The sequence below is a fragment of the Streptomyces sp. XD-27 genome, assembly GCF_030553055.1.
GTDB lineage: Bacteria > Actinomycetota > Actinomycetes > Streptomycetales > Streptomycetaceae > Streptomyces.
In genome coordinates, this window is sequence record NZ_CP130713.1 from 1,841,825 (window position 1) to 1,868,089 (window position 26,265).

Below are 26,265 nucleotides of genomic sequence, written 5' to 3' on the forward strand. Positions count from 1 at the left end.
GTCACTTGGTGGCCCGCCAGCCAGCATAGAAGGTGCCGAGTCCGACAATCACACACATACCCTGAATGATCCAGAACCGGACCACCACCAGGACCTCGCTCCACCCCTTGAGTTCGAAGTGGTGCTGGAGCGGTGCCATCCGGAAGACCCGTCGGCCGGTGAGCCGGAACGATCCGACCTGGATGACCACGGACATGGTGATCAGGACGAAGAGACCGCCGAGGATGGCGAGCAGCAGCTCGGTACGGGAGCAGATCGCGAGGCCCGCGAGCGCGCCGCCGAGGGCGAGCGAACCGGTGTCGCCCATGAAGATCTTGGCGGGCGAGGTGTTCCACCACAGGAAGCCGAAGCAGGCGCCCATCAGGGCGGAGGCGACGACCGCCAGGTCGAGCGGGTCGCGTACCTCGTAGCAGGCGGGGCCCGCGGTGAGCTGGTTGGCGCAGCTCTCCTGGTACTGCCAGACGCCGATGAAGGTGTACGCGCCGAAGACCATCACCGAGGCGCCGGTGGCCAGGCCGTCCAGACCGTCGGTGAGGTTCACGCCGTTGGACATCGCCAGGATCATGAACAGCGCCCAGATGGCGAAGATCACCGGGCCGATCTGCCAGCCGAAGTCCTGGGTGAAGGAGAGCCGGTCGGAGGCCGGGGTCTGGTTGCGGGCGTCCGCGAAGTTCAGGGACAGCACCGCGAAGGCGATGCCGACGATGAGCTGACCGGCCATCTTCGCCTTGGCCCGCAGGCCCAGGCTCCGCTGCTTGACGATCTTGATGTAGTCGTCGAGGAAGCCGACCAGGCCCATGCCCGCGAAGAGGAAGAGCACCAGCACACCGGAGAAGGTCGGGTCGCTGGAGGTGATCACCTTCGTGAGGGCGTACGCGATGATCGTGGCCAGGATGAAGGCGATGCCGCCCATGGTGGGCGTCCCCTTCTTCCCGGCGTGGCCGCGCGGGCCGTCGTCGCGGATGAACTGCCCGTAACCCTTGCGCGCCAGCAGCTTGATCAGCAGAGGCGTGCCGATCAGCGTCAGGAAGAGCCCGATGGCTCCGGAGAAGAGGATCTGCCTCATCGCCCGGCGACCTCACCCTCACCATCGAGCAGCGCCTGCGCGATCCGCTCCAGACCGACCGACCTGGATGCCTTCACCAGCACGACGTCCCCCGGGCGCAGCTCGCTGCGCAACAGATCGACCGCCGCCTGCACGTCGGACACGTGCACCGACTCCTCACCCCACGAACCCTCGTTCTTGGCGCCCATGTCGAGCCAGGCGGCCTCCCGGCCGCCGACCGCCACGAGCTTGCTGACGTTGAGCCGGACGGCCAGCCGCCCGACCGCGTCGTGCTCGGCGAGTGACTCCTCGCCCAGCTCGGCCATCTGGCCCAGCACCGCCCACGTACGACCCCCCTGAGCCCGGGTGGACCGGCCCATGGCGACCAGCGCGCGCAGCGCGGCTCGCATGGAGTCGGGGTTCGCGTTGTAGGCGTCGTTGACGACCGTCACGCCGTCCGCGCGCTCGGTGACCTCCATCCGCCAGCGGGAGAGCTGTCCCGCCTCGGAGAGCGCCACGGCGATCTCCCCAGCGGACATGCCCAACGCATGGGCGACGGCGGCCGCGGCGAGCGCGTTCGACACGTGGTGCTCACCGTACAGGCGCAAGGTCACGTCGCTGCACCCGGTGGGGGTGTGAAGCGTGAAGGCGGGCTGACCTTCCGTAGTGAGCCGGACATTCTCGGCGCGTACGTCGGCGTCCTCGGCCTCGCCGAACAGCAGTACGTGGGCCTTGGTGCGGGTCCGCATGGCGCGGACGATCGGATCGTCGGCGTTGAGCACCGCGATCCCGCCCTCGTCGGCGAGCGGAAGCGCCTCGATCAGCTCGCCCTTGGCCTCGGCGATCTGGTCGCGGCCGCCGAACTCGCCGAGGTGGGCGGTGCCGACGTTGAGGACCACGCCGATCCGCGGCGGGGTGAGCTCGGTGAGGTAGCGGATGTGGCCGACGCCGCGGGCGCCCATCTCCAGCACGAGGTGCCGGGTGCCGGTGTCGGCGAGGAGCGCGGTCAGCGGCAGACCGATCTCGTTGTTGAGCGAGCCGGGGGTCCAGACCGTGGGCGCGCTCCGCTGGAGCAGCTGCGCGATCAGGTCCTTGGTGCTGGTCTTGCCCGCCGAGCCGGTGAGGGCCACCACGGTGGTGCCCAGCCGCTCGACGACGGCGCGGGCCAGCGCCCCCAGGGCGCGCTCGACGTCGTCCACGACGATCGCGGGGACGCCGACGGGGCGGGCGGCCAGCACGGCTGCCGCGCCCGCCTCGACGGCGCGCTGCGCGTAGTCGTGGCCGTCGACGCGCTCTCCGACGAAGGCCGCGAAGAGGCCGCCCGGCCGTACCTCGCGGGAGTCGATCACGACCGGGCCCGTCACGCGCAGCTCGAGGTCCGGTATGTCGTGAGGCCGTCCGCCGGTGATGCCGGTGATCTCGGCGAGGGACAGTGCGATCACTGGTCACCTCCGGCGGTACAGAGCTGCCTGGCGGCGGCTGGTGGGCGCATGCGTTCTGTCATCCCTGATCGTGAGGGTGCGATGCCGGGTGGGCGGGTGGGAGAGAGTCGTGGGAGGTAAGCGCTTCGTGGTCGGCGGCCCTGGCCCGCTCGATGGCCTGGCGCAGCACCTGGCGGTCGTCGAAGGGGCGGATCACGCCGGCGATGTCCTGGCCCTGCTCGTGGCCCTTGCCCGCGACGAGGACGGTGTCGCCGGGCTCGGCGCGGGCCACGGCGGCGGCGATGGCGGCGGCACGGTCGGCGTCCACCACCACCTCGCCGCGCTCGTGGGCGGGCACCTCGGCGGCGCCGGCGAGCATCGTGGCGAGGATCGCGAGGGGGTCCTCGGAGCGGGGGTTGTCGGAGGTGAGCACGGCGGTGTCGGCGTACCGGGCGACCGCGGCGCCCATCGGGGCGCGCTTGTGCGGGTCGCGGTCGCCGCCGCAGCCGAGGACGGCGTGCAGCCGGCCCTTGGTGACCTTGCGCAGCGCGCGCAGGACCGATTCGACGGCGTCGGTCTTGTGGGCGTAGTCGACGACCGCGAGGTACGGCTGTCCGGCGTCCACCCGCTCCAGCCGGCCGGGCACGCCGGGTACGGCGGCGACGCCGTCGGCCGCGGTCTGCGGGTCGACTCCGGCGGCCACGAGGGCGGTGACGGCGGCGAGCGCGTTGGCGACGTTGAACGGGCCGGGGATCGGGGACGCGGCCCGGACGCGCTCACCCTTCGGCCCCAGGATGGTGAACGTGGAGCCGAGCGCGCCGACCTCGACGTCCGCGGCGCGCCAGTCGGCGTCCGGGTGGCCCTCGGCCGAGAAGGTGGTGACCGGGACCTCGGCGAGCCCGACCAGCCGCTTGCCGTACTCGTCGTCGTAGTTGACGACCGCGGCGCGGCTGCGGGCCTTGGTGAACAGCTGCGCCTTGGCCTGGAAGTAGTCGTCCATGCCGGAGTGGAACTCCATGTGCTCCGGGCTGAGGTTGTTGAAGACGGCGACGTCGAAGACGCAGCCGTCCACCCGGCCCAGGACCAGGGCGTGGCTGGAGACCTCCATCACCACGGAGCGGACGTCGCGCTCGCGCATGACGGCGAACAGCGCCTGGAGGTCGGTGGCCTCCGGCGTGGTGCGCTCGGACTTGACGCGCTCGTCGCCGATCCGGGTCTCGACGGTGCCGATGAGGCCGGCCAGTCCCTGTGCTCCCGCCGCGGCGCGCAGCCCGCCCTCGATGAGGTACGCGGTGGTGGTCTTGCCGGACGTGCCGGTGATGCCGATCTGGAGCAGGTCCCGGCCCGGTTCGCCGTAGATGGTGGCCGCCAGGGCACCCATCCGGGCCCGCGGGTCCGGCACGGTGAGGACCGGCAGCCCGGTGGCGGCGGCGCGGTCGGCGCCGGCCGGGTCGGTCAGCACGCCGACGGCGCCGAGGTCGGCGGCCTGGGCGGCGAAGTCCGCGCCGTGGAAGCGGGCGCCGGGCAGCGCGGCGTACAGGTCGCCGGGGCGTACCGCCCTCGAGTCATGGGTGATCCCGGTGACCGGCTTCCCTGCCGGCGCCTCGACGCCGAGCTGATCGCCCAGCTCCGCGAACGGGACGGGGCGGACCTGGCGGGGCCGGGGCGCTCCCGGGTGAACCGCGGGAGCGTCCGGCTGGGAGGTTTGAGACTGATCAGCGTGGGGCACGGCCGTGAGCGTACCGGGCGTACCCGCCTCGCCGCGAAATGGGCCGCGATTCCCGGGCGAGGGCGTGATCGTCGTCACGGCGCGTCCCCTCAGGTGCCCGGGGAGTAGCTCACGGGCAGCCGCGCCGAGGGCTTGCCGGACGGCGCGACCCGCAGCGTCTTCAGTGCGAACTCCATGACCTGTTTGTACACCGGGCCGCAGACCTGGCCACCGAAGTAGCTGCCCTTGGTCGGGTTCTGGACGGCGCAGTAGACGGTGACCCGCGGCTCGTCGGCGGGCGCGAACCCGGCGAACGAGGCGGTGTACCCGTGGTAGCGGCCGGTGCGCGGATCCACCCGGTTGGAGGTGCCGGTCTTCCCCGCGACCCGGTAGCCGGGGATCTTGGCCCTGGCGCCGGTGCCCTCCCGGTCGTCCACGACGGACTCCAGCATGGTGGCCAGCGTCTTCGCGGTGTCCTTGCTGACCACGCGGGTGCGCTGGGAGGCGGGGGCGGGGGTGAACCCGCCGTCGGCGTCCTTGGTGCCGCGCACCAGCGACGGTGCGATGCGCTCGCCGCCGTTGGCGATGGTGGAGTAGACGGAGGCGGCCTGCACGGCGTTGAGGGACAGGCCCTGGCCGAACGGGATCGTGTACTGCTGGGAGGCGCTCCAGTCGCGCGGTGCGGCCAGGATGCCCGAGGTCTCGCCGGGGAAGCCGAGTCCCGTGGGCCTGCCGATGCCGAATTTCCGCAGGTAGGAGTAGAGGACCTGGTTGGCCTCCCGCTGGGTCCTGCCCAGCTGTTCCACGGCCAGGATGGTGCCGATGTTGCTGGACTTGGCGAGCACGCCGTTGAGGGTGAGGAACCAGGTGGCGTGGTCGATGTCGTCGGCGAAGGCCCGGTCGGCGCGGGGCAGCCGGTTGGGGACCTCCACGTGGGTGTCCCAGCGCGCGGCGCCCTCCTCCAGCACGGCGGCCATCGACATCACCTTGCTGACGCTGCCGGGCTCGTAGGCGTCGGTGAGCGCGGCGTTGCCCAGCGCTTCCGAGTCGGCCCCCGACACGTCGTTGGGGTCAAAGCCGGGCGCGTTGGCCAGGGCCAGGATCTCCCCGGTACGGGTGTCCTGGACGACGACGTAGCCGCGGTCCGCCTTGGACCGCTCGACCTGCTCGCTGATGGCGCTCTGGGCGGCCCACTGGATGTCGCGGTCGATGGTGAGCTCGACGTCGGAGCCGGGTACCGCGGGCTGCTCCTGGACGTCGGCGGTGGGCACCTGGCGGCCGCCGGACTGGGCGTAGACGCGCTTGCCGTCCTGGCCCGCCAGCTCCTTGTCGAACAGGCGCTCCACGCCCCCGGCGCCCTCGCCCTGCGCGTTGACGAAGCCCAGTATTCCGGCGGCGAGGTCTCCGTTGGGGTAGACCCGCTTGCTGTGCGCCTCCCGGTTGACCCCGGCGAGGACGTTCACGCCCTTGTGCCGGCTCGCCTTGCCCGCCAGGTCGCTCTTGAGGTCCTTGATCCGGTTCCAGACCTGCGGTGTCTGCTGGCGGGCCAGGACGACGTACTTCGACCGCGGGTTGGCGGTGAGCTTCTCGGTCAGGTCCGCCTCCGTCGCGTCGAGGATCGGCGCGAGCAGCGCGGCGGCCCGCCGCGGCGCGTCGTGGATGCCGGTGTTCTCGCGGGTGAGCAGGTCGGGGGCGGCGGTGATGTCGTACGCGTCCACGGTGGTGGCCAGGTCGACGCCGGACCGGTCGGTGATGGTGCCGCGCTCGGCGGCGAGCCGGACCGGGATGTAGCGGTTGACGTTGGCCTTGGAGGCGTACGCGTCGGCGTCGACGGCCTGGACCTGGAGCAGCCGGACGACGAAGGCGAGCATCACCAGCGTCAGGCCGAGGGTGACCAGCCGGAGCCGGGGCCGCGGGCTGCCGAGCCGCAGAGCCTGGCTTCCCTTGCCGGTGCCGGTGCCGGGGCGGGTCGGGCGCCGGCCGGGGCGGCGTACGGCGGGGCGCGGCCGGGCCGTACCGGATTCGCCGCGCTTGCGGGCCGCCGCCTGTCCGCGGGACCGGGCGGCGCCGTCACCGCGGGGTCGCGCGGGGCGCGGGACCCGGCGCCGGGGGTCGCGTGGGGCCGTCATACGGCGACCGCCCGGCGTACGGCGCCGATCGGGCCTACGTCGACAGTCGCGGCGACCGGGCCTGCGTCGACGCCCGCGCCGACCGGGCCTGCGCCGACGGTGCGGCGTACGGCGGGAAGCGGCCAGGAGCGCGGCACGGCGTCACCTCCCGGAGGTCGGGACGGACAGCACGGGCAGGGCGGGCGCCGGACCCGCGGACGGCCTGGGGGCCGGCAGCGAGACCTGCGGCGCGGCGGGGGCGAACAGCGTGGCGGGCAGACCGTCGGCCGCCTGCGGGACGCCGCGCACCGCGCCGTCCGGGCCGATGAAGACCGGGCTGCCGCCGGGCACCAGACCCAGTTCGCGGGCGCGGCGCTCCAGTGCGTCGGGGGCCGAGAGCTGGTCCACCTCCTGCTGCAGCGCCTGCCGCTCGTCGGTGAGCTCCGTGGTCTGCTTCTCCAGCCGGTCGAGTTCGAAGGAGCCCTGATTGAGGGCCGAGTTGAGCACCAGCAGGCTGATCAGCCCGGCGCCGAGCAGCGCCACGACGAGCAGGACGAACGGGGTCCGCTTGGCGGCCGCCGCGCCCGATGCCCCCGACAGGCTCACCATTCCCCCCATCCCCCCTCGTTCCCCCGCGGGCTGCGTTCCGCTGCCGCCGCGTTCCTCCGCGGGCCTCGTCCCGCTGCCGTCGCGTCGTCGCCCGCGCCCGCGCTCACGCCACGTCCTCGCGGATGCGCTGGGCGCCGCGCAGCCGCGCCGGGGCGGCGCGCCGGTTCTCCGCGACCTCCTCCTCCGTGGGCAGCTCGGCGCCGCGCGTCAGCAGTTTCAGGCGCGGCTGGTAGCGCTCGGGGACGACCGGCAGCCCGGGGGGCGCGGTGTTCGCCGCACCCGCCGCGAAGACCTGCTTGACCAGGCGGTCCTCCAGCGAGTGGTACGACAGGACGGCGATCCGGCCGCCCACGGCCAGGGCCGAGACGGCCGCCGGGATCGCGCGCTCCAGGACCGCGAGCTCGCCGTTGACCTCGATCCGCAGCGCCTGGAAGGTGCGCTTGGCCGGGTTGCCCCGGTGCGCTTGGCGGCCTGCGGGAGCGCGGTGCGGATCAGCTCCACGAGCCGGGCGCTGTTGCTGAACGGTTCCTTCTCGCGCTCCCGGACCACCGCTTCCACGATCTTCCGGGCGAACTTCTCCTCGCCGTAGGTGCGCAGAATGCGGACCAGCTCACCGGGCGGATAGGTGTTGAGCACCTCGGCGGCGCTGATCCCGGTCGTCTGGTCCATGCGCATGTCCAGGGGCGCGTCCTGGGCGTACGCGAAGCCGCGGTCGGCCTCGTCCAGTTGCATGGAGGAGACGCCGAGGTCGAAGAGGATGCCCTGGACCCGGGGGATGCCCAGCCGATCCAGGACCTCCGGCAGCTCGTCGTAGACGGCGTGGACGAGCGTCGCCCGGTCGCCGTAGGGAGCCAGCCGTTCGGCCGAGAGCTCGAGCGCGGCCGGGTCCCGGTCGAGTGCGACCAGTCGGGCGGCGGGGAAGGTGGCGAGCAGCGCCTCGCTGTGCCCGCCCAGGCCGAGCGTGCAGTCCACCACGACCGCACCGGGCTGGGCGAGGGCGGGAGCGAGCATGTCCAGGCACCGCTGGAGCATGACGGGAACGTGGAGAGCGTTGCTGCTCATGCGCCCTTCTGAGGTCCGGCGCGCAGGTACGTACCGCCTGGTCCCCACCCGCTCTGAAGGGGAAGCGGCCTTCTGGCGCCGGGGAAGAGGCGTCAGGCGACCGGGAGCGGGAGGAGGCCGAGTGGTACGTACGCGCCGCGCACGCGTAGGTGTTCGGGATCCTGAGGGGAGCGTCACGCCTCCCACTTCGCGTCACTTTAGTCCACTCGTCCCTTCGGTCAACCAACCGGCCAGCGCGTCTCGCGGGCGCGCCGGATCCCGGCCGCCACCTGGACGACCGCCCCCGCACCACTCGTGTGGGTTACCTCACACAAGAGGCCGTCGCGCCTCTTTGCCTCCCTTTTGCCCGACCTCACAGGCAGCGCGTTTCCGCAGCTCCGCATACCTTCGTAACCATGTCGATATCCGCGCCTCAGCCGCTGCCCCACTCAGCCGACAGCGTGTCTCGTGAAGGAGGCACGGTCACTGACCGTCTCGTCGCAGCCAACGCCCGATACGCCACCGAGTTCCACGACCCGGGGATGGACGCCCGGCCCGTCCTGCACGTCGCCGTCGTCGCCTGTATGGACGCCCGTCTCGACCTGCACGCCGCCCTCGGCCTGCGGCTCGGTGACTGCCACACCATCCGCAACGCGGGCGGTGTGGTCACGGACGACGTCATCCGCTCCCTCACCATCAGCCAGCGAGCGCTGGGCACCCGCAGCGTGGTGCTCATCCACCACACCGGTTGCGGTCTGCTGAACCTCACCGAGGACTTCCGGCACGACCTGGAGGCCGAGGTCGGCCAGCGGCCGGCGTGGGCGGTGGAGGCGTTCAAGGACCTCGACAAGGACGTGCGCCAGTCCATGCAGCGCGTGCGCACCTCCCCCTTCCTGCCGCACACGGACGATGTGCGAGGCTTCGTCTTCGATGTGCACACGGGCCTGCTCCGGGAGATCGATCCGCAGGCCTGAGTTCGAACAGGCAGCCGTTGCCGCGGCGGTCTCGGCGCTTCGCCCGGAGTTATCCACAGGCGAGTGACGGGATTGCCGCGGTGACGGCAAGATTGCGTACGTACATCCCCACCGCGGCAGCGGAGGGACCGGTGTACGCGTTTCGGGGTGGGCCGGTCCGTGTCCAAGGCGTCGGCCCTGGGGTATCCCCTGCTCCTCGCGAGCGTGGGGAAGGGCCGAGGAGGGCCGGGTGACGACCTATGACGAGCGGGCGAGCCATGGGGGTGCCCCCAGTCGGGCGGAGTCGCGACTCGGGGAGATCTGACCGCCACGGCGGAGCGGATCCGCCGTTCGGTGGAGAGCGTCATCGAGGGCAAGCCCGAGGTCGTCCGGCTCTCGCTGACGGTGCTGCTGGCCGAGGGGCATCTGCTGCTCGAGGACGTCCCGGGCGTGGGGAAGACCATGCTCGCCAAGGCGCTCGCGCGGTCCATCGACTGCTCGGTGCGGCGCATCCAGTTCACGCCCGACCTGCTGCCGTCGGACGTCACCGGCGTGAGTATCTACGACCAGCAGCGCAAGGAGTTCGAGTTCAAGCCGGGCGCGATCTTCGCGCAGATCGTCATCGGCGACGAGATCAACCGCGCCTCGCCCAAGACCCAGTCGGCGCTGCTGGAGTCGATGGAGGAGCGGCAGGTCACGATGGACGGGCAGTCGTACGAACTGCCCAGCCCCTTCATGGTGGTGGCCACACAGAACCCCGTGGAGATGGAGGGCACCTATCCGCTGCCGGAGGCGCAGCGGGACCGCTTCATGGCCCGCGTGTCGGTCGGCTATCCGAGTCCGGAGGCCGAGCTGCGGATGCTGGACGTGCACGGCGGTACCTCGCCGCTGGACGACCTGCGGCCCGTCGCGCACGCGCACGAGATCGTCAAGCTCGTGGACGCCGTCCGCACCGTCCATGTGGCCGAGCCCGTCCGGCGGTACGTGGTCGAGCTGGTCGCCGCCACCCGCAACCACCCTGATCTGCGGCTCGGCGCCTCGCCGCGCGCGACGCTGCACCTGCTGCGGGCGGCCAAGGCGGCCGCGGCGCTCGCCGGGCGGGAGTTCGCGCTGCCGGACGATGTGCAGTCGCTGGCCGTGCCCGTGCTCGCGCACCGGCTGCTGCCCACGGCCCAGGCCCAGCTGAACCGGCGTACCTCCGAGCAGGTCGTGGCCGAGATCCTGCACCGGGTGCCGGTGCCGACCGCCGCGCCGCGCGCCGCGGCGCGCCCGGCGCCCGCCATGCCGCCGGCGGCACCGCCCGGTATGCCCCCCATGCCTCCGGTGGAGTACGGCCGGCAGCCGCCCGGCGTGCGGAGGGTGTGATGTCCGGCGGGGGACACCGCCGGGCGGCGGTGACGACGAGAGCGGGATGCGGTCCGCGTTCTCCGGGCTGACGACACGGGGGCGTTCCTTCCTGGCCGCCGGGATCGCGGCGGCGGGGTGCAGCTTCGCCCTGGGACAGACCGATCTGCTGCGGGTCGGGCTGCTGCTCGCGGTGCTGCCGATCATGTGCGTCGTGGTGCTGTACCGCACGCGGTACCGGGTGGCGGGCAGCCGGCGGCTGAACCCCGGGCGGGTGCCCGCCGGTTCCGAGGCACGGGTGCACCTGCGGATCGACAACGTCTCGCGTCTGCCCACCGGACTGCTCATGCTCCAGGACCGGGTGCCGTACGTGCTGGGGCCGCGCCCTCGGTTCGTGCTGGACCGGATCGAGCCGGGCGGGCGGCGTGAGGTGTCCTACCGGGTCCGCTCCGACCTGCGCGGGCGCTATCCCCTGGGCCCGCTCCAGCTGCGGCTGACCGACCCGTTCGGCATGTGCGAGCTGACGCGCGGGTTCAGCGCCTACGACACACTGACGGTGGTGCCGAGGGCGGAGCCGCTGCCGGCGGTGCGGCTCGCGGGTGAGGCCGCGGGGTACGGCGACGGGCGGAACCGCTCGCTGGCGCTGGCCGGCGAGGACGACGTGATCCCGCGCGGCTACCGCCACGGGGACGATCTGCGCCGCGTCCACTGGCGGTCCACCGCGCGCTACGGCGAACTGATGGTCCGGCGCGAGGAGCAGCCGCAGCGGGCGCACTGCACAGTGTTGCTGGACACCCGGGCCGTCGCCCACATCGGCGCGGGGCCGGACTCCGCCTTCGAATGGGCGGTGTCCGGCGCGGCCTCCGCGGCGGTGCACCTGCTGGAGCGGGGATACGCCGTCCGGTTGCTGACCGACACCGGCAGTTCGATCCCCGGTGCCGACGGGGTGGGCTTTTCCGGCTCGTCCCTGGAGTCGGCGGACACCGCCGGGATGCTGCTGGACGCCCTGGCCGTCGTCGACCACTCGGGCGGGGAGAGCCTCTCGTCCGCGTACGACGTGCTGCGGGGCGGGACCGAGGGGCTGCTGGTGGCGTTCCTCGGCGATCTCGACGAGGAGCAGGCCGCGATCGTGGCGCGGATGCGGCAGCGCAGCGGCGCCGCGGTGGCGTTCGTCCTGGACAACGCGGCCTGGACGCGGGGCGTGTGGCCGGCCGATCCCGGCGGGCTCCAGGCGCGGCTGCGACTGCTGCGCGAGGCGGGGTGGACGGCGCTGCTGGTCGGGCCCGGTGTGCCGCTGTCCCACCTGTGGCGGCACACCGATGCCCGGTTCGGGAACCGGGCGGACGCGGGTCCCGCGCCGACGGCGAGCACGATGGGGGTCTCATGAGCGGTCGGGCGCGATTGGCGATCTTCGCGGCGGTGGCCACGCTGACGTCGGCGTGCGCACTGCTGCCGCTGGTCCATCCGACCCGGTGGCTGCTTCAGGCGATCCTTCTGGTCTGCGTCCAGAGCGGGGTGGGCGTCGCGGCACGACGGGTCCCGCTGGCGCGGCCGCTGACTCTGGCGGCCCAGGTCCTGGTGACACTGCTGCTGCTCACCGCGGTCTTCGCGCGGGAGCGGGCGCTCGGCGGCGTGGTCCCCACCCCACAGGCGTTCCAGGAGCTGGGCCGGCTGCTGCGGGCCGGTGCCGATGACGTCGGGCGGTACGCCATCCCGGCGCCGCTCACCGACGGCATCCGGCTGCTGCTGGTCGGCGGCGTGCTGGTGATCGGGCTCGTGGTGGACGCGCTGGCGGTGACGTACCGCAGCGCCGCGCCCGCCGGGCTGCCGCTGCTCGCGCTGTTCTCGGTGGCCGCCGGACTGTCGGACGACGGCCGCGACTGGCTGTGGTTCCTGCTGGCCGCGGGCGGCTATCTGCTGCTGCTCCTGGCCGAGGGCCGGGACCGGCTGTCGCAGTGGGGGCGGCTCTTCGCCGGTGGCGGTCCGCGCTCGCCGGACCGGATGGCGTCCGGGCCGGCCGCGGCGGGCGGAGGAGCGCCACTCGTCCCGGTCCGCACCGGACGCCGGATCGGCGCGCTGGCGCTGGGGGTCGCGCTCGCCGTGCCCGCGGCGCTGCCGTCGCTGGACGGCGGGCTGCTGGACCGCCGCGGGAACGGCAAGACGGGCGGCGGCGGGAGCAGCACGATCTCCGCGGTGAACCCGCTGGTGTCGCTGCAGAACAGCCTCAACCAGCCGAAGAACCGCCAGGTGCTCAGCTACCGCACCGATGCGGACACCACCAAGGACCTGTATCTGCGGATCGTCGCCCTGGACCAGTTCGACGGGACGGCGTGGAAGCCGTCGGAGCGCAAGGTCACGGATGTGCCGGAGACCCTGCCCCGGCCGCCGGGACTCGGCTCGGACATCCGCACCACCGAGATCACCACGTCCATATCGGCCGCCGAGTGGTACGCCCAGAGCTGGCTGCCGCTCCCCTACCCCGCCTCCAAGGTCGACATCGACGGCCGCTGGCGCTTCGAACCGGAAGGCCGCACGTTGGTCGGCGACCGGGGGCAGACCACCAAGGGCGCGCGGTACCAGGTCTCCAGCCTGCGAGTGCAGCCGACCGCCGATCAGCTGGCCGCCGCTCCCGCCCCGTCCGCGCGGCTGCTGCGCGAGTACACCCAGGTGCCGGACTCCCTGCCGCCGGTGGTGCGACAGACGGCGGAGAAGGTGACAGCCGGGGCCCGCAACGCCTACGAGAAGGCCGTCAAGCTCCAGGACTGGTTCTCCTACGAGGGCGGGTTCCGTTACGACACGCAGGTGCGGGCGGGCACCGGAAGCCAGGCCATCGCGCGGTTCCTGGAGCAGAAGGAGGGCTTCTGCGTCCACTTCTCGTTCTCGATGGCGGCGATGGCCCGCACGCTGGGCATTCCGGCCCGGGTCGCGGTCGGGTTCACTCCGGGGACGGCCCAGTCGAACGGCTCCATGTCGGTGGGCATCAAGGACGCGCACGCCTGGCCCGAGCTGTACTTCGAGGGCGTGGGCTGGACCCGCTTCGAGCCCACCCCGAGCCGCGGCTCGCAGCCCGACTACACCATCGAGCCGATTCCGTCGGGCGACGACCCCGAGGTCCCGACGCCGCGGCCCAGCGGAGCGCAGCGCCCGCCGGTGGTGGCTCCTTCGCCCTCGGACAGCTGCCCGCCCGACGCGCGCAAGCTCGGCGACTGCGGTGCCGCGCCGCCCGCCCCGTCCGACGACGACTCGCAGAGCGGCGGCTGGACATCCCGCGCGACCACGATCGTGGGGTTCGGCGCGCTGGCGGGGCTGCTGATCGCGCTACCGCTGGCGCCGATGCTGTGGCGGCTGCGCGTCCGCAGGCGGCGGCTGGGCGGCTCCGGCGGTCGCACCCCCGAGGACGCGGCCGACCGCACCCTCGCGGCCTGGCGGGAGCTCGTGGACACGGCCTGGGACTACGGCATCGCACCGGACGACGCGCAGACCTCGCGCCGGGCCGTTGCCCGGATCACGGAGGCCGGGAGACTGGACCCGGCGGCGTCCGAGGCGGCGGGCCGGGTCGCGCAGGCGGTCGAGCAGGCGCTGTACGCCCCGCTGCCGCGCCCGGTGACCGGGCTGGCCGACGACGTGCGGCTGGTGATCACCGGCCTGAAGACCTCGGCAGGCCGGCGTACGCGGTGGCGGGCGCTGCTCGCCCCGCGGTCGGCCGTCCGACTGGTATGGGCGGGCTCGCAGCGCTGGTCCGTGTGGACGGACCGCTGGAGCCGGGCATCCCGCCGGTGGACGCGCTGGTCCACGCTGCCGCGACGGGCCCGGCGCCAGTGAGCCCGGCCCGGTGAGGGCGACCGCCGTCCCGCCGCCCGGCCAGAGCCGGGCGGCGGTGCGGGGCAGACAGCGGTGAGGGGCGGATGCCGTGCGGCATCCGCCCTCACCGATCAGATGATGTCTCAGTGCCCCTGTTCATCGCGGCGGCGCTGCCACCGCTCCTCGATGCGGTCCATCATCGAGCGGCGCTGACGGCCCTGGCGGCGGCCGGAGGCGGCTCCGCCGTGTCCGGCACCCCGCTCCCGCCGCTCCCCCGGCTTGGGCGCCTTGCGCCAGCCGGTCACCGCGAGCACGGCACAGCCGAGCATGACGAGGAACCCCACCACGCTGACCCAGATCTGCTGGACAGCCACGCCGACCATGAGGAGCGCGATGCCCACCAGAAAACCAACGACCGCCTGGTAGACCCGTCGCCGGGTGTACGTGCGCAGGCCGCTACCCTCAAGCGCTGTCGCGAACTTGGGATCTTCGGCGTACAGCGCTCGCTCCATCTGCTCGAGCATGCGCTGCTCGTGCTCCGAGAGCGGCACAGAGTCCTCCTACTCGTCGGTCGCGGGGGTGCGACCGGGTGCGACCCTTTCAGGATAGGCAGGGAATCGCCCCCGTGAAACCCGCCCCTCTGCGCCAATTCACCCACCGGTACCGCTGTGGTGGACAGTGGCGCTGAAACCTGCATTCCCCACCCGCCGATCCGCCATGCCGAGCGGCGTCCCCTGATCATACGGGGCGAGGGCCCGCGACGGGGTTCCTGTGGCCCACTCCACCCGTCCCGACCTGCGGTTCGCACCGGGCGTGACGGGGCGTGGCGGGCGTGACGGGCGCGGCGTGGCGGGCGGGACGACGTGGCGCGGTCAGCCCCGCTCGGCGAGGACGTGGAGCTGGGTCGCGATGGCGTGGAAGGCGGGCAGCTCCGCGGCGGCCGCCTCCAGCCGCATCAGCGCGTCGGCGGCGCCGGGCTCGGTGTCCACCAGCACGCCGGGCACCAGGTCGGCGAAGACGCGTACGCCGTGCACCGCGCCGACCTCCAGCCCGGCCGCGGTGACCAGCTCGGACAGCTGCTCGGCGGTGAACCGGCGCGGGACCGGGTCGCCCTTGCCCCAGCGGCCCGCGGGATCGGTCAGGGCGTGCCGGGCCTCGGTGAAGTGCCCGGCCAGCGCACGGGCGAGCACGGCGCCGCCGAGGCCTGCGGCCAGCAGGCTGAGGGTGCCCGCGGGACGCAACGCGGCGACGGCGTTGCGGACGCCCTCGGCCGGGTCGTCCACGTACTCCAGCACGCCGTGGCACAGCACGACGTCGTACTGGGCGCGCTCCACGACGTCGAAGAGTCCGTGGGCGTCGCCCTGGACGCCGCGCACCCGGTCGGCGACGCCCGCCTCGGCGGCCCGGCGCTCCAGCGCGAACAGCGCGTTCGGGCTCGGGTCGACCACGGTGACGCGGTGCCCGAGCCGGGCGACGGGGACGGCGAACTTGCCGGTGCCGCCTCCGGTGTCCAGGACGTCGAGAACTCCCCCGGCCGGATCCGCGGTCTTGGCCCGGCGGTCCAGGGCGTCTTGGAGGACCTCCCACACCACAGCGGTACGGAGGGACGCACGGGGGCGCAGCGGGTCTGACACGGCGGATGGCTCCTCGGCGCGGCGCCGGCACCGCCTGCGGCGGTGACGACGAGTGACTGACGTCGGCGCCACCAGCCTATTGCCTCGCCGCCCGCCCGATGCCGCACAGGCTGCCCCGCGGCCGGTGCGTCTCCCCTCGCCCCCGCTCAACCCTCCTTGCCCTCACCCCGCCATCGGCCGCCGCGGGAGCGCCGGCGGCGAACAGGGCGCTCCCTTCGGTCAGTTCGTCGGGCGCCCCCCTGACAATCGGCTGTGACCTGCCTGAACGCCTCCGGTACGGAGCCCCCTCGCGAAGCCCGAGCGCCGTGCTGCATAATTCTTTTGAACTGACCAGTCAGTTCAAAAAGCAACCGGACGCTCCGAACGGAGGCCTCGTGGACACCACCCCACCGAAGGACACCGCGCGCGGGGCGGCGGTCCGGGCCGAGGGGCTCGGCGTCGCAGGAGCGCGCGGCTGGGCGTTCCGCCATCTCGGCCTCGCCGCGGGGCCCGGCGCGCTGATCGCCCTGACCGGCCCGTCCGGCTCGGGCCGCACCAGCGCGCTGCTCGCGCTCACCGGCCGTATGCGCACCTCCGCCGGGCACGCCGAGGTCGCCGGGCTGCGCCTGCCCCGGCAGATGTCCGCGGTCCGGCGTGTCTCCGCGCTCGCCCACGTACCCGGGGTCAGCGAGCTGGATCCGGCCCTCACCGTCGCCGAGCACCTGCGCGAACGCGCCCTCCTGGACCGCAGATTCGGCGGTTCGCCGCTGACCCTGCTGCGGCCGCGCCGCGAGAGGACGGCCGCGGCGAGGGCGCGGATCGACGCGGCCATGAAGGTGTCCGGTCTGGAGGCGGGCGCGCTGCCCAAGGGGCTGCGGACGTCCGTACGCGACCTGGAACGCCTGGAGACGCTGCGGCTCTCGGTGGCGCTGGCGCTGATCGGCCGGCCTCGGCTGCTCGCCCTCGACGACGTCGACCTGAAGCTCTCGGACACCGAGCGCGAACAGGCGTGGGCGATGCTGCGCGCCGTCGCGGCGGGCGGCACCACCGTCCTCGCGGTGTGCAGCCAGGCCCCCGACGGGGCGGTCGTCGTCTCGACCGCCGAGCGGCCCGAAGCCGAAGCCAACGAAAACGAGGAGGGGGCCGACGATGCGGGCACCGAAGCTGGCCGCGCTTGAGCTCAAGCGCTTCGGCAGGGGAAGGATGCCGCGCGCGGCGCTCGTGGCCCTGGTACTCCTGCCGCTGCTGTACGGCGCGCTCTACCTGTGGTCGTTCTGGGACCCGTACTCCCGGCTGGACAAGATCCCGGTCGCGCTCGTCAACGCGGACCGCGGCACCACCGTCCAGGGGCACAAGCTCACCGCGGGCGACGACATCGCCAGGAAGCTCCTCGACAGCGGCACCTTCGAGTGGCACGAGACCAGCGACGCCGAGGCCCGCGAGGGCGTGGAGAACGGCACGTACTACCTGTCCCTGACCATGCCCGCCGACTTCAGCGAGCGGATCGCCTCCAGTTCCGGCGGCGACCCCGAGACCGGCGCGCTGCGGGTGCGGACCAACGACGCCAACAACTACATCGTCAGCCAGATCTCCCGAACGGTGTTCTCCGAGGTGCGCGCGGCCGCGTCCACCAAGGCGTCCCGGGGCTTCTACGACAAGATCTTCCTCTCCTTCTCCGACATCCACGGCGAGACGGTGAAGGCCGCCGAGGGCGCCGACACGATCGACAAGGGCATCGGGGACGCCAAGAAGGGAACGGCGAGTCTCGCCCAGGGGCTGGCCAAGGCCAAGAAGGGCAGCAGCGCCCTCAAGACCGGCGTGGCCAAGCTCGCGGGCGGCGCGAAGACGCTGCAGACGGGGACGAGCGATCTCGCCGAGGGAACGCAGGCCCTGGCGGACAAGGCCGACCAAGTGTCCGCGAAGGTACGGCCGTTCCTCCAGGAGCACGGACAGCAGATCGGGCAGGTCTCCCGACTCGTCGCCGACGCCGCCAAGAAGGCGTCCGACGATCTCGACAAGCTCCCCGGGTCCGCGGCCACCGCGGCGACCAAGGCACGCGCGGCGTCGAACACGCTCGCCGCCGACTACAAGCTGCGCTGCACGGACGCACCCCTCCCGGCGGCCGACTGCCCGGCGTTGAAGAAGGCCGTGGGCGCGGCCGACACCGCCGCCGATGTGGCCGAGGACGTGAACACGCTGGTGAAGAACCACACCACCGACCTGGAGACGCTCGGCGGCCGCCTGGACGACCTGCACACCAAGGCCCTCTGGCTGGCCGGGAAGGCCCCGAACCTCGCCGGGGACCTGGACACCGCCGTGGCGAGGATCAAGGCGCTCAACGCGGGCGCCCACAAGGTCGCAGGCGGCGCGAAGACCCTCCATACGGGCCTGACCACCGCCAAGACCGGCGCGTCCACGCTGGACACGGGCATCGGCACGGCCCACGAGGGTGCGAACACCCTCGACGGCGGTCTGTTCAAGCTGGCCGACGGCTCCGGACAACTGGCGGGCGGCCTGCACAAGGGCGCCGAGAAGATCCCGGACTACGGCAAGCGGGACCGGGACGCGCGCACCGAGGTCATGGCCGATCCGGTCAAGCTCGCCTCCCAGTCGCTGCACAAGGCGCCCAACTACGGCACCGGATTCGCGCCGTACTTCATCCCGCTGTCCCTGTGGGTAGGCGCGATGGTGGGCTACATGCTCATCCAGCCGCTCAACCGGCGCGCGCTGGCCGTGGGCGCCTCCGCCTGGCGCGTCGCGCTGGCGGGCTGGCTGCCGGTCGCCGCGATCGGCGTGCTCCAGGCGACGCTGCTGCTGTCGGTCCTGCACTGGTCGTCGCTGGGCCTGCACATGGCCAGGCCGGCGGGCACGGTCGGCTTCCTCGTGCTGGCCACCGCCTGCTTCGCCGCCATCGTGCAGTGGCTGAACGCCCAGTTCGGCCCGGCCGGACGGATCCTGGTCCTCGTCCTGCTGATGCTCCAGCTGACCTCGGCGGGCGGTACCTACCCGGTGCAGACCAGCCCCGGGTTCTTCAACGCCCTGCACCCGTACCTGCCGATGACGTACGTCGTCGCGGGGCTGCGGCGGCTGATCAGCGGCGGCGGCCTCGGCCCGGTCTGGGAGGCGTGCGCCGTGCTGGCGGCCTGCACGGGGGCGGCGCTCGCGCTCACCGCCTGGTCAGCCCGGCGCAAGCAGGTGTGGTCGCTCGACCGGCTGCATCCGGAGCTGAGCCTGTGACCGGCGCCGGGCCCGTCAGTCGGCCGGAGTACGGGTCCCGCGACAGGTCCGGGGCGGCCTCCGCCGGGTGGTCGGCAGCGGGGTACGGGACTGGAACGGCTCGTTCAGCGGGCAGAATCGTCCCCATGGACAGCAGCAGTACGCGCCGCCAGGCCACTCGGCGGAAACTCTTCGAAGCGGCGGTCACCCTCATCGCCGAGAAGGGGTTCTCCGCCACGACGGTCGACGAGATCGCCGATCGCGCCGGGGTGGCGAAGGGCACGGTCTATTACAACTTCGCCAGCAAGACCGTGCTCTTCGAGGAGTTGCTGCGCCACGGCATCGAGCTGCTCACCGACTCGCTCCAGCACGCCGCCGACGAGACCGCCGAGCGCGGCGGCAGCCATGTGGACGCGCTCGACGCGATGATCCGGGCCGGACTGGACTTCATCTCCCGCTATCCGTCGCTGACCCAGCTGTACGTCGCGGAGCTGTGGCGCACGAACCGGGCCTGGCAGTCCACCCTCATGATCGTCCGGCAGCGCGCCATCGCGGTCATCGAGGCCGTGCTGCGCGAGGCCGTGGCCGCCGGGGAGCTGAGCGAGGAGATCGACATCCCGCTGACCGCGTCCGCGCTGTTCGGCATGGTGCTGGTCGCCGCGCTGGACTGGCAGTCGTATCAGCCGGAGCGCTCCATCGACGATGTGCACGCCGCGCTCTCCCGGCTGCTGCAAGGCAGGGTCAGCGGCCACCCGCTACCGCAGAACACTCCGTAGCAGGCGGCCGCCGACCGCACATGGCGGCGCTGTTCCGGTGCGGCCCGATCCCCCTCGGTCCGCGCCGGAACAGCGCCTCCCCCGTTACCCCGTTTCCTCTTTCCCCCGGTTTTGCCTTCCCCCGTCGTACGCCCACCGTCGGAGCCCCCATAGCTCCTTCCGGCGGGCGCCTCCCCCGGTTCGTCGGGAACCCCACGCCGTTCCGCAGCCCCGTGTCGGCGGTACCGGCGCGGTGTTCCTTCCGTGGCCCCCACTCTTCCGTCCCGGCCGGTGGCGGCCCATCCGCGCGGCTACTCATCTGCGGGCCTAGGTACGCGTACTCAGCCGTGGGCGGAGATCACCAGGTGCCCGGCGGCGTTGTCAGTGGCTGCGGATAAAGTCGCAGGCATGGCACGTATTGCGGTGATCGGCGCCGGGATGGGCGCGATGGCGGCCGCCGCCCGGCTGGCCGTCGCGGGCCACCGGGTGGCGGTGTACGAGCGCGGGCGCACCCACGGCGGCGGCGTCGGCCGGCTGGCGCGGGACGGCTTCGCCTTCGACACCGGCCCCGGGCTGCTCCACCTCCCGGCGGTCTACCGCGACCTGTTCATCAAGACCGGCAAGGAGAGTCTGGAGAGCTGTGTCGAGCTCTCTCAGGTGGACCCGGCGAGCAGGCATGTCTTCCCCGACGGGACGGACCTGCGGCTGCCCAACGCCTCGCGCGCCGGAGTCGTCCGAGCCCTGGACGAGGTGTTCGGCACGGGCTCGGGTGAGCGCTGGGGCGACCTGATCAACCGGGCGCGCGAGGCATGGGACGCCACGCGCAGACCGCTGCTGGAGGAGCCGCTGCGCCTCGACGCGCACGCTCTGGACCGCGACCCGTATCCGGCGCAGGCGCGGCGCGGCTGGTTCCGCGGGGGCCGCGCGGGCCGCGGCGCGCAGCCGGGCACCCTGGCGCGGATCGCCTCGCGCGAGCTGCGGGACGCGGGCCCGGTCGCCCTGCTGGAGAGCTACGCGCTGGCGTACGGTCTGGATCCGCGCACCGCGCCCGCGAGCGCCACCGTCCTGCCGTATCTGGAGCAGACCTTCGGCAGCTGGTACGTGCGCGGGGGATGCGCGCGCTGGCCGACGCGCTGTACGAGCGCTGTCGGGCGCGGAAGGTGGAGTTCGCCTTCGGCGCCGAGGTCGCGGCGATCGTCGAGAAGGACGGGCGGGCGGCGGGCCTGACCCTGGCGGACGGGACACCGGTGGCCGCCGACGCCGTGGTCTGCGGCGTCGATCCCGCCGTCCTGCCGCGGCTGCTCGGCGGGGCGCGGGCCTGGCAGGACGGTGACGTCCGGCCCCCGGAGGGCGGCCCCGCGAGCGGCGCGTCCGGCAGGCTCATGGTCTTCCTGGCGCTGCGCGGTGCGCGGCCCGACGGCACCGCCCACCGGACCGTGGTGCACGCCGCCGATCGCGGCGCCGAGCTGGCGTCCGTCTTCGGCGACGGTGCGGAGCCGGGGGCCGGGGTGGGGGCGGCCGGCCCGAGCAGGACCGTGACGGTGCTGCGGCCGGACGATCCGGCGACCCGGCCGGACGAGGACCACGAGGCGGTCACGCTGACCGCGACCGTCGCCCCGCACGGGCCGGTGGACTGGTCGGACCCGGACCTCGCGGGGCGGGAGGCGGACCGGATGGTGGCCGCCGCCGAAGCCGCGATACCGGGTCTGCGGGACCGGGTGCTGTGGCATCAGGTGCGCACGCCGTACGACACGGCGGCGGACACCGGCGCGGCGGGCGGCGCGGTGCCCGCTCCCGCGCTGGCCGGAGCGGGCGGCAGACTCCTGCGACCCGCCAACCTCACCCGGATACCCGGGCTCTACCTGGCGGGCGGCGGAGCGCATCCGGGCGGCGGACTGGCCCATGCCGGGATGTCGGGCGCGATGGTCGCGGGCCTGATCGTCGACGGCGCGGACTGGCGCGGCTCGCAGTAGCGGCCGCGGTGCGGCTCCGCCGCGTGGCAGGGGGCTTCGCCCCCTGGCCCCGGCGGCCCTAGTAGCGGTGCTGCTCGTCGTAGCCGCCGTAGCCCTGCTGGTACGGGTAGGGCTGCGGGGGCTCGCCGTCGCGTTGCTGGGGGACCCAGGCGCCGTCGACCGAAGGCGCGTAGCCGTCCTGGGCCGCGGCGTAGTGGTCCTGGGGCTCCGCGCCGTAACCCTGCTGCCCGTACGGGTCGTAACCCTGGTCGTAGCCGCCGTACGGCTGCTGCCCGCCGGTGTACGGGTCGGAGTAGGCGCCGTACCCGTCGGCCTCGGTCGCGTACGTGGCGGCGCCGGTGCCGTAGTCGTAGGAGCCGGTGGCCGCGTAGTCGGGCGTTCCGGCGCCGGTCAGCGGGTCATGGCCGGTGTCCTGACCGGCCGCCGGGGTGCCGTAGCCGCCGCCGTAGCCGGCCCCGCCGCCGTAGGTGTCGCCACCGTAGGCGTCATAGCCGCCGCCGTAGGAGTCGTAGCCGCTGTAGGCGGGCGCCTCCGCCGCGTACGGGGCCTGCTCAGGGGCGGGCTCCGGGTCCCGGTACGCGGCGTACCCGCCGGTGTCGTCGTCGGGCAGCGGCTCCGGCTGGTAGGTGGGCAGCGGCGGCTGCGGGGCGGCGGGCGGCTCCTCCGGGGCGGTCGGCACCGCCTCCAGGTCGGAGACCTGGAGCTTCGGCTCGCTGACCGGCGGGACGGCGGAACGACCGGCTCCGCCCCGCGGGAGGTTGATCGCCCAGCCCGCGGTGAAGCCGCGCCGGAAGGAGAGCGTCACGTAGGTCTGCCCGACGGCGAAGGCCGCCGCGCCCGCCCCGATCACGAGCACGTTCGAGAAGAGCACACCGGCCACCACGCCGAGGAAGCCGGCGAACGCGACCAGCCGCCAGCGCAGCCGCGCCTTGTGCTGCAGCAGTACCTCGGCGAGCAGCCACAGCGCGACGACGCCGAACGCGATGTAGAGGACCGTCCAGCCCATCTGCGCCCCTCCCGGACGGCCGCCGTGCGCCGGCCGTCGTTATCCGGACCGCTGGTGCAGTCCGAGATTCTCGTAGATTTCCAGGGTCGCCGTGGAGTGGTTCAGGGTGATGAAGTGCAGCCCGGGGATCTCCTCGGCCATCAACCGCGCGCACAGATTCGTCGCGTAGTCGATTCCGACCGAGCGTACAGCCGCCGGGTCATCCTGCACCGCGAGGATCCGCTCCGCCAGCTCGGGCGGGAAGGCCGCGTTGCTGAGCTGGGCGAACCGCTCGATCTGGCGGACGTTCGTGACCGGCATGATCTCCGGGATGATCGGGGTGTCGCAGCCCGCCGCGGCCACCCGGTCACGCAGCCGCAGATAGTCCTCCGCGTAGAAGAACATCTGCGTGATCGCGAAATCCGCGCCCGCCCGGCATTTGTCGACGAAGTGACCGACGTCGGTCTCCCAGTCCACCGAGCGCGGGTGCATTTCGGGGAATGCCGCGACACCGACGCAGAAGTCACCGGACTCCTTGATCAGCCGCACGAGTTCGGCGGCGTAGGTGACGCCCTCGGGGTGGCGCACCCATGCGCCCATCGGGTCGCCGGGCGGGTCGCCGCGCACGGCGAGCATGTTCCGGATCCCGGCGTCGGCGTACTGGCCGATGATGTTGCGCAGCTCCGCGATGGAGTGGTTGACGGCCGTGAGGTGCGCGACGGGGGTGAGCGTGGTGTCGGTGGCGATGCGCTCGGTGGCGCGCACGGTGCCTTCTCGCGACGAGCCGCCCGCGCCGTACGTCACGGACACGAACGTCGGTGAGACCGCCTCGATCCGGCGAATGGCGTTCCACAGGGTCCGTTCGCCTCTCTCGGTCTTCGGAGCGGCGAACTCGAACGAATAGGACTGCTCGCCGGAGGCGAGCAGGTCACGCACCGTACGTGCGCGGTCTGTCCTGGTGGAAGCTGTCCCTAGGGCCATATCGGCAGGTTAGCCAGCGGGGTGGCGCAGGCACAGTCGGCCAGGGCGATATGCCCGCTTTGCCCGGCCGCTGTCCGCACTGCGGACAGACCGCCGCCCACGCGCGGGCACGTCACCCGCGCTCCGGCGTGCGACGTCTCACTTTCCGGACGGCTCCGATGCCGCAGCGCGCACCCGCTTGGCCAGCTCCACGGCGGCCGCCCCCGGGTCGTCGGCCTCGGTGATCGCGCGCACCACGACCACCCGCCGCGCCCCGGCCGCCAGCACCTCGTCCAGATTGTCGGCGTCGATGCCGCCGATGGCGAACCAGGGCCGCTCCGGCGCCCGCTCCGCCGCGTACCGCACGAGCGGGAGACCGGGCGCGTACCGCCCCGGCTTGGTGGGCGTGGGCCAGCACGGGCCGGTGCAGAAGTAGTCGACGCCGTCCTCGGCGATCGCCGCGTCCACCTCCGCCTCGGCGTGGGTGGAGCGGCCGATCAGGACTCCCTCGCCGAGGACCGCCCGGGCGGCCGGGACCGGCAGGTCGCCCTGGCCCAGGTGCAGGACGTCCGAGCCGATGGCGTGCGCGACGTCCGCCCGGTCGTTGACCGCGAGCAGCTTGCCGTGCCGTCGGCAGGCGTCGGCGAAGACGGCGAGGTGCGCCAGCTCCTCGCCCGCCTCCATGCCCTTGTCGCGCAGCTGGAGGATGTCGACGCCGCCGGCCAGCACGGCGTCGAGGAACTCGGGCAGGTCACCCTGGCGCTTGCGCGCGTCGGTGCACAGATACAGCCGGGCGTCGGCCAGCTGTCGGCGTGCTGCGTCGGCGGCAAGGGCCATGGGTGCGCTCCCCCGGGTAGGCGGTGTACGGGGCGGGGCGCCCCGACCCGTACACCGCGGTCGGTTCTCATGGCCGGACGGTGGGCGTCCGGTCCTCGGGCCGGACAGCGGGCGTCCGGACTTCGGGTCGGACGGCGGGCGTCCGGTGCTGGATCAGGTGCCCTGGTGCCGGATCAGACGGCGAGCGCCTGGGCCCGGCGCTTCACCTCCGTGCCGCGATTCTCGCGCAAGGCCTGTGCGGGGGTGCCGGGCAGGGTCGGATCCGGGGTGAACAGCCACTCCAGCATCTCCTCGTCGCTGAAGCCGTCGTCCTTCAGCAGCGTCAGGGTCCCGGAGAGCCCCTTGACGACCTTTCCGTCTCCGATGAAGTCGGCGGGCACCTGGAGCACCCGGTTCTCGCCACGGCGCACGGCGATCAGCTGGCCCTCCTTGACCAGCTGCCGGACGCGGGTCACCTCCACGTCCAGCCGCTCCGCGATGTCGGGAAGGGTGAGCCAGGCGGCCACGAGAGCATCGGTCTTTGCGTCAATCTCGGTCACGGGTCCAAGACTGCCATCCGGGACTGACAACCGGCGAACGCTCCGCGTCCCCTTGATTCACGCCGCCGGCCGCCCCGCGGAGCGCCCGCGGGGCCACACGGCGTGCCCCGCCGGGGCCACCGGGCTCACCGTGCCGCGAGTTTGAGCGGAACTGAGGCGTCCGCCGCCTTCGCCCGGTCGATCCGCGCGCCGCTCTCGATGAGCTTGCGGCCCTGCGCCAGGTCACGCGGTCGGCCCACCGCCAGCAGAGCGACCAGGGCGCCGTCCCGCAGCCAGCACACGCTCCACGCCGCACCGCTCGGGTCCCCGCGCCAGAGCAGTTCGTCGGCGGCGGCGTGGTGGCCCGCGTACTGCACGAAGCGGCCGAACTGCTCGGACCAGAAGTACGGCACCGGGTCGTACACCGCGCCGGCGAAGTGCGGCCGCTGCGAGCCGACCAGGTTGGCGGCCACGGTCCGCGGCCCCTGCAACGCGTTGTCCCAGTGGTGCACCAGCAGCCGCCTGCCGTAGCGGGCGGACGGGAACGAGGCGCAGTCGCCCACGGCGTACACGTCGGGCGCCGAGGTCCGCAGCCGCTCGTCGGCGAGCACGGAGCCGTCCGCGGCCAGGTCGATGCCCGAGTCGGCCAGCCAGTCGGTCGCGGGCCGGGCGCCGATGCCGACGAGCACCGCGTCCGCCCGCAGCCGCCTGCCGCCCTCGGGGCCCCCGGCCCGGGCGGCGCCGCCGGGGGCCAGCAGCACGGCGCCCTCCTCGACCGCGGCGACCCGCGTGCTGGTGATCAGCTCGGCGCCGCTGTCCAGGTACCAGCCCGCCATGTACGCGGCGACCTCGGGCGGCAGCGCTCCCGCGAGCGGCCGCTCCGCCGCCTCCACGACGGTCACCGCGCAGCCCGCCTCGCGCGCCGCGGTGGCGAACTCCGCGCCGATCCAGCCCGCCCCGACCACCACGATGTCGTGCCGCGCGGCCAGGACCGGGCGCAGCCGTTCCGCGTCGTCGAGGGTGCGCAGCAGGTGGACGCCGGGCACCTGCTCGGCGCCGGGCAGGGAGATCGGGTCGGCGCCGGTGGCGATCACCAGGTGGTCGTAGGGCAGCGGACCGGCGTCGGTCCGCACGCTCCGCCGCTCCAGGTCCACTCCGGTGGCCCGGCTGCCCAGCCGCAGGTCGACGCCGAGCGCCGCGAAGTCCACGTCGAACGTGGCGCCTTCGGCCTTGCCCAGCAGCAGCGCCTTGGACAGCGGCGGCCGGTCGTACGGCTGGTGGGGCTCGGCGCCCAGCAGCGTGATGGCGCCGGGCCAGCCCTCCTCGCGCAGCGCGACGGCGGTCTGGACCCCGGCCATCCCGGCGCCGACGATCACGA

At 73.4% G+C, this 26,265-nt stretch carries 20 protein-coding genes and 2 pseudogenes; 8 read left to right on the forward strand and 14 right to left on the reverse strand.

Annotated features, from left to right (window positions below):
* Nucleotide 1: 1 nt before the first annotated feature.
* The 7 genes and pseudogenes from mraY to rsmH all read right to left on the reverse strand — a co-directional run bounded on the left by mraY (nt 2) and on the right by rsmH (nt 7,953).
* The gene (gene mraY / locus Q3Y56_RS07835; protein WP_304461226.1) at nt 2-1,066 is read right to left on the reverse strand and encodes a phospho-N-acetylmuramoyl-pentapeptide-transferase; all 1,065 of its coding nucleotides are present in this window, start codon (nt 1,064-1,066) and stop codon (nt 2-4) included.
* Nucleotides 1,063-2,487 carry a UDP-N-acetylmuramoyl-tripeptide--D-alanyl-D-alanine ligase gene (murF, locus tag Q3Y56_RS07840; protein ID WP_304461227.1) on the reverse strand — a complete coding sequence of 475 codons (1,425 nt, stop codon included), beginning with the start codon at nt 2,485-2,487 and terminating at the stop codon, nt 1,063-1,065. The genes mraY and murF overlap by 4 nt, the downstream gene beginning before the upstream one ends.
* Before the next feature lie 58 nt (nt 2,488-2,545).
* Entirely contained in the window at nt 2,546-4,273 is a 1,728-nt protein-coding gene (locus tag Q3Y56_RS07845) for a UDP-N-acetylmuramoyl-L-alanyl-D-glutamate--2,6-diaminopimelate ligase (protein ID WP_304461228.1), read from the reverse strand.
* An 11-nt stretch (nt 4,274-4,284) separates the two neighbouring features.
* A complete protein-coding gene (locus tag Q3Y56_RS07850; protein WP_304461229.1) occupies nt 4,285-6,303 on the reverse strand; it encodes a penicillin-binding protein 2 in 2,019 nt (672 codons plus the stop codon).
* Entirely contained in the window at nt 6,300-6,440 is a 141-nt protein-coding gene (locus tag Q3Y56_RS07855; protein WP_304461230.1) for a hypothetical protein, read from the reverse strand. Before Q3Y56_RS07855 ends, Q3Y56_RS07850 begins: the two co-directional genes overlap by 4 nt.
* Before the next feature lie 4 nt (nt 6,441-6,444).
* Nucleotides 6,445-6,900 carry a septum formation initiator family protein gene (locus tag Q3Y56_RS07860; protein ID WP_304461231.1) on the reverse strand — a complete coding sequence of 152 codons (456 nt, stop codon included), beginning with the start codon at nt 6,898-6,900 and terminating at the stop codon, nt 6,445-6,447.
* 94 nt (nt 6,901-6,994) lie between these two features.
* Nucleotides 6,995-7,953: pseudogene (gene rsmH / locus Q3Y56_RS07865) on the reverse strand (16S rRNA (cytosine(1402)-N(4))-methyltransferase RsmH).
* A 395-nt stretch (nt 7,954-8,348) separates the two neighbouring features.
* Between rsmH and Q3Y56_RS07870 the strand changes: the two are divergent.
* The 4 genes from Q3Y56_RS07870 to Q3Y56_RS07885 all read left to right on the forward strand — a co-directional run bounded on the left by Q3Y56_RS07870 (nt 8,349) and on the right by Q3Y56_RS07885 (nt 14,051).
* Entirely contained in the window at nt 8,349-8,906 is a 558-nt protein-coding gene (locus Q3Y56_RS07870; protein ID WP_304461232.1) for a carbonic anhydrase, read from the forward strand.
* 333 nt (nt 8,907-9,239) lie between these two features.
* The gene (locus tag Q3Y56_RS07875; RefSeq protein WP_304461233.1) at nt 9,240-10,250 is read left to right on the forward strand and encodes a MoxR family ATPase; all 1,011 of its coding nucleotides are present in this window, start codon (nt 9,240-9,242) and stop codon (nt 10,248-10,250) included.
* Between the two features lie 46 nt (nt 10,251-10,296).
* Nucleotides 10,297-11,616 (forward strand): DUF58 domain-containing protein, encoded by a 1,320-nt coding sequence (locus tag Q3Y56_RS07880; protein ID WP_304461234.1) that lies wholly within the window; start codon nt 10,297-10,299, stop codon nt 11,614-11,616.
* A complete protein-coding gene (locus tag Q3Y56_RS07885; RefSeq protein WP_304461235.1) occupies nt 11,613-14,051 on the forward strand; it encodes a DUF3488 and transglutaminase-like domain-containing protein in 2,439 nt (812 codons plus the stop codon). Before Q3Y56_RS07880 ends, Q3Y56_RS07885 begins: the two co-directional genes overlap by 4 nt.
* 122 nt (nt 14,052-14,173) lie before the next feature.
* Here Q3Y56_RS07885 and Q3Y56_RS07890 read toward each other — a convergent pair whose 3' ends face one another.
* Nucleotides 14,174-14,581, reverse strand: a complete 408-nt coding sequence (locus Q3Y56_RS07890) for a DUF3040 domain-containing protein (RefSeq protein WP_304461236.1) — start codon at nt 14,579-14,581, stop codon at nt 14,174-14,176.
* 321 nt (nt 14,582-14,902) lie between these two features.
* Nucleotides 14,903-15,664, reverse strand: a complete 762-nt coding sequence (locus Q3Y56_RS07895; RefSeq protein ID WP_304461237.1) for a methyltransferase — start codon at nt 15,662-15,664, stop codon at nt 14,903-14,905.
* A gap of 374 nt (nt 15,665-16,038) precedes the next feature.
* On the opposite strand from Q3Y56_RS07895, the gene Q3Y56_RS07900 reads away from it, so the two are divergent.
* From Q3Y56_RS07900 to Q3Y56_RS07915, 4 genes and pseudogenes are all read left to right on the forward strand, one after another.
* A complete protein-coding gene (locus Q3Y56_RS07900) occupies nt 16,039-16,821 on the forward strand; it encodes an ATP-binding cassette domain-containing protein (RefSeq protein WP_304461238.1) in 783 nt (260 codons plus the stop codon).
* Complete coding sequence (locus Q3Y56_RS07905) at nt 16,793-18,880, forward strand: YhgE/Pip family protein (protein WP_304461239.1); 2,088 nt, start codon at nt 16,793-16,795, stop codon at nt 18,878-18,880. The genes Q3Y56_RS07900 and Q3Y56_RS07905 overlap by 29 nt, the downstream gene beginning before the upstream one ends.
* A 125-nt stretch (nt 18,881-19,005) precedes the next feature.
* Nucleotides 19,006-19,635 (forward strand): TetR/AcrR family transcriptional regulator, encoded by a 630-nt coding sequence (locus tag Q3Y56_RS07910; protein ID WP_304461240.1) that lies wholly within the window; start codon nt 19,006-19,008, stop codon nt 19,633-19,635.
* 387 nt (nt 19,636-20,022) lie between these two features.
* Nucleotides 20,023-21,587 (forward strand): annotated as a pseudogene (locus Q3Y56_RS07915) (phytoene desaturase family protein).
* 58 nt (nt 21,588-21,645) lie between these two features.
* Here the strand turns inward: Q3Y56_RS07915 and Q3Y56_RS07920 are convergent.
* The 5 genes from Q3Y56_RS07920 to Q3Y56_RS07940 form a co-directional block, all read right to left on the reverse strand.
* Nucleotides 21,646-22,593: a hypothetical protein gene (locus tag Q3Y56_RS07920; RefSeq protein WP_304461241.1), complete on the reverse strand. Its 948-nt coding sequence runs from the start codon at nt 22,591-22,593 to the stop codon at nt 21,646-21,648.
* A gap of 39 nt (nt 22,594-22,632) precedes the next feature.
* The gene (gene metF / locus Q3Y56_RS07925; protein ID WP_304461242.1) at nt 22,633-23,553 is read right to left on the reverse strand and encodes a methylenetetrahydrofolate reductase [NAD(P)H]; all 921 of its coding nucleotides are present in this window, start codon (nt 23,551-23,553) and stop codon (nt 22,633-22,635) included.
* A 138-nt stretch (nt 23,554-23,691) separates the two neighbouring features.
* Entirely contained in the window at nt 23,692-24,369 is a 678-nt protein-coding gene (gene thiE, locus Q3Y56_RS07930) for a thiamine phosphate synthase (RefSeq protein ID WP_304461243.1), read from the reverse strand.
* 173 nt (nt 24,370-24,542) lie between these two features.
* Nucleotides 24,543-24,908 carry an Rv2175c family DNA-binding protein gene (locus Q3Y56_RS07935; RefSeq protein ID WP_304461244.1) on the reverse strand — a complete coding sequence of 122 codons (366 nt, stop codon included), beginning with the start codon at nt 24,906-24,908 and terminating at the stop codon, nt 24,543-24,545.
* 125 nt (nt 24,909-25,033) lie between these two features.
* Nucleotides 25,034-26,245, reverse strand: coding sequence for an NAD(P)/FAD-dependent oxidoreductase (locus Q3Y56_RS07940; RefSeq protein ID WP_304465511.1), 1,212 nt, complete (start codon nt 26,243-26,245; stop codon nt 25,034-25,036).
* Between the last annotated feature and the right edge of the window lie 20 nt (nt 26,246-26,265).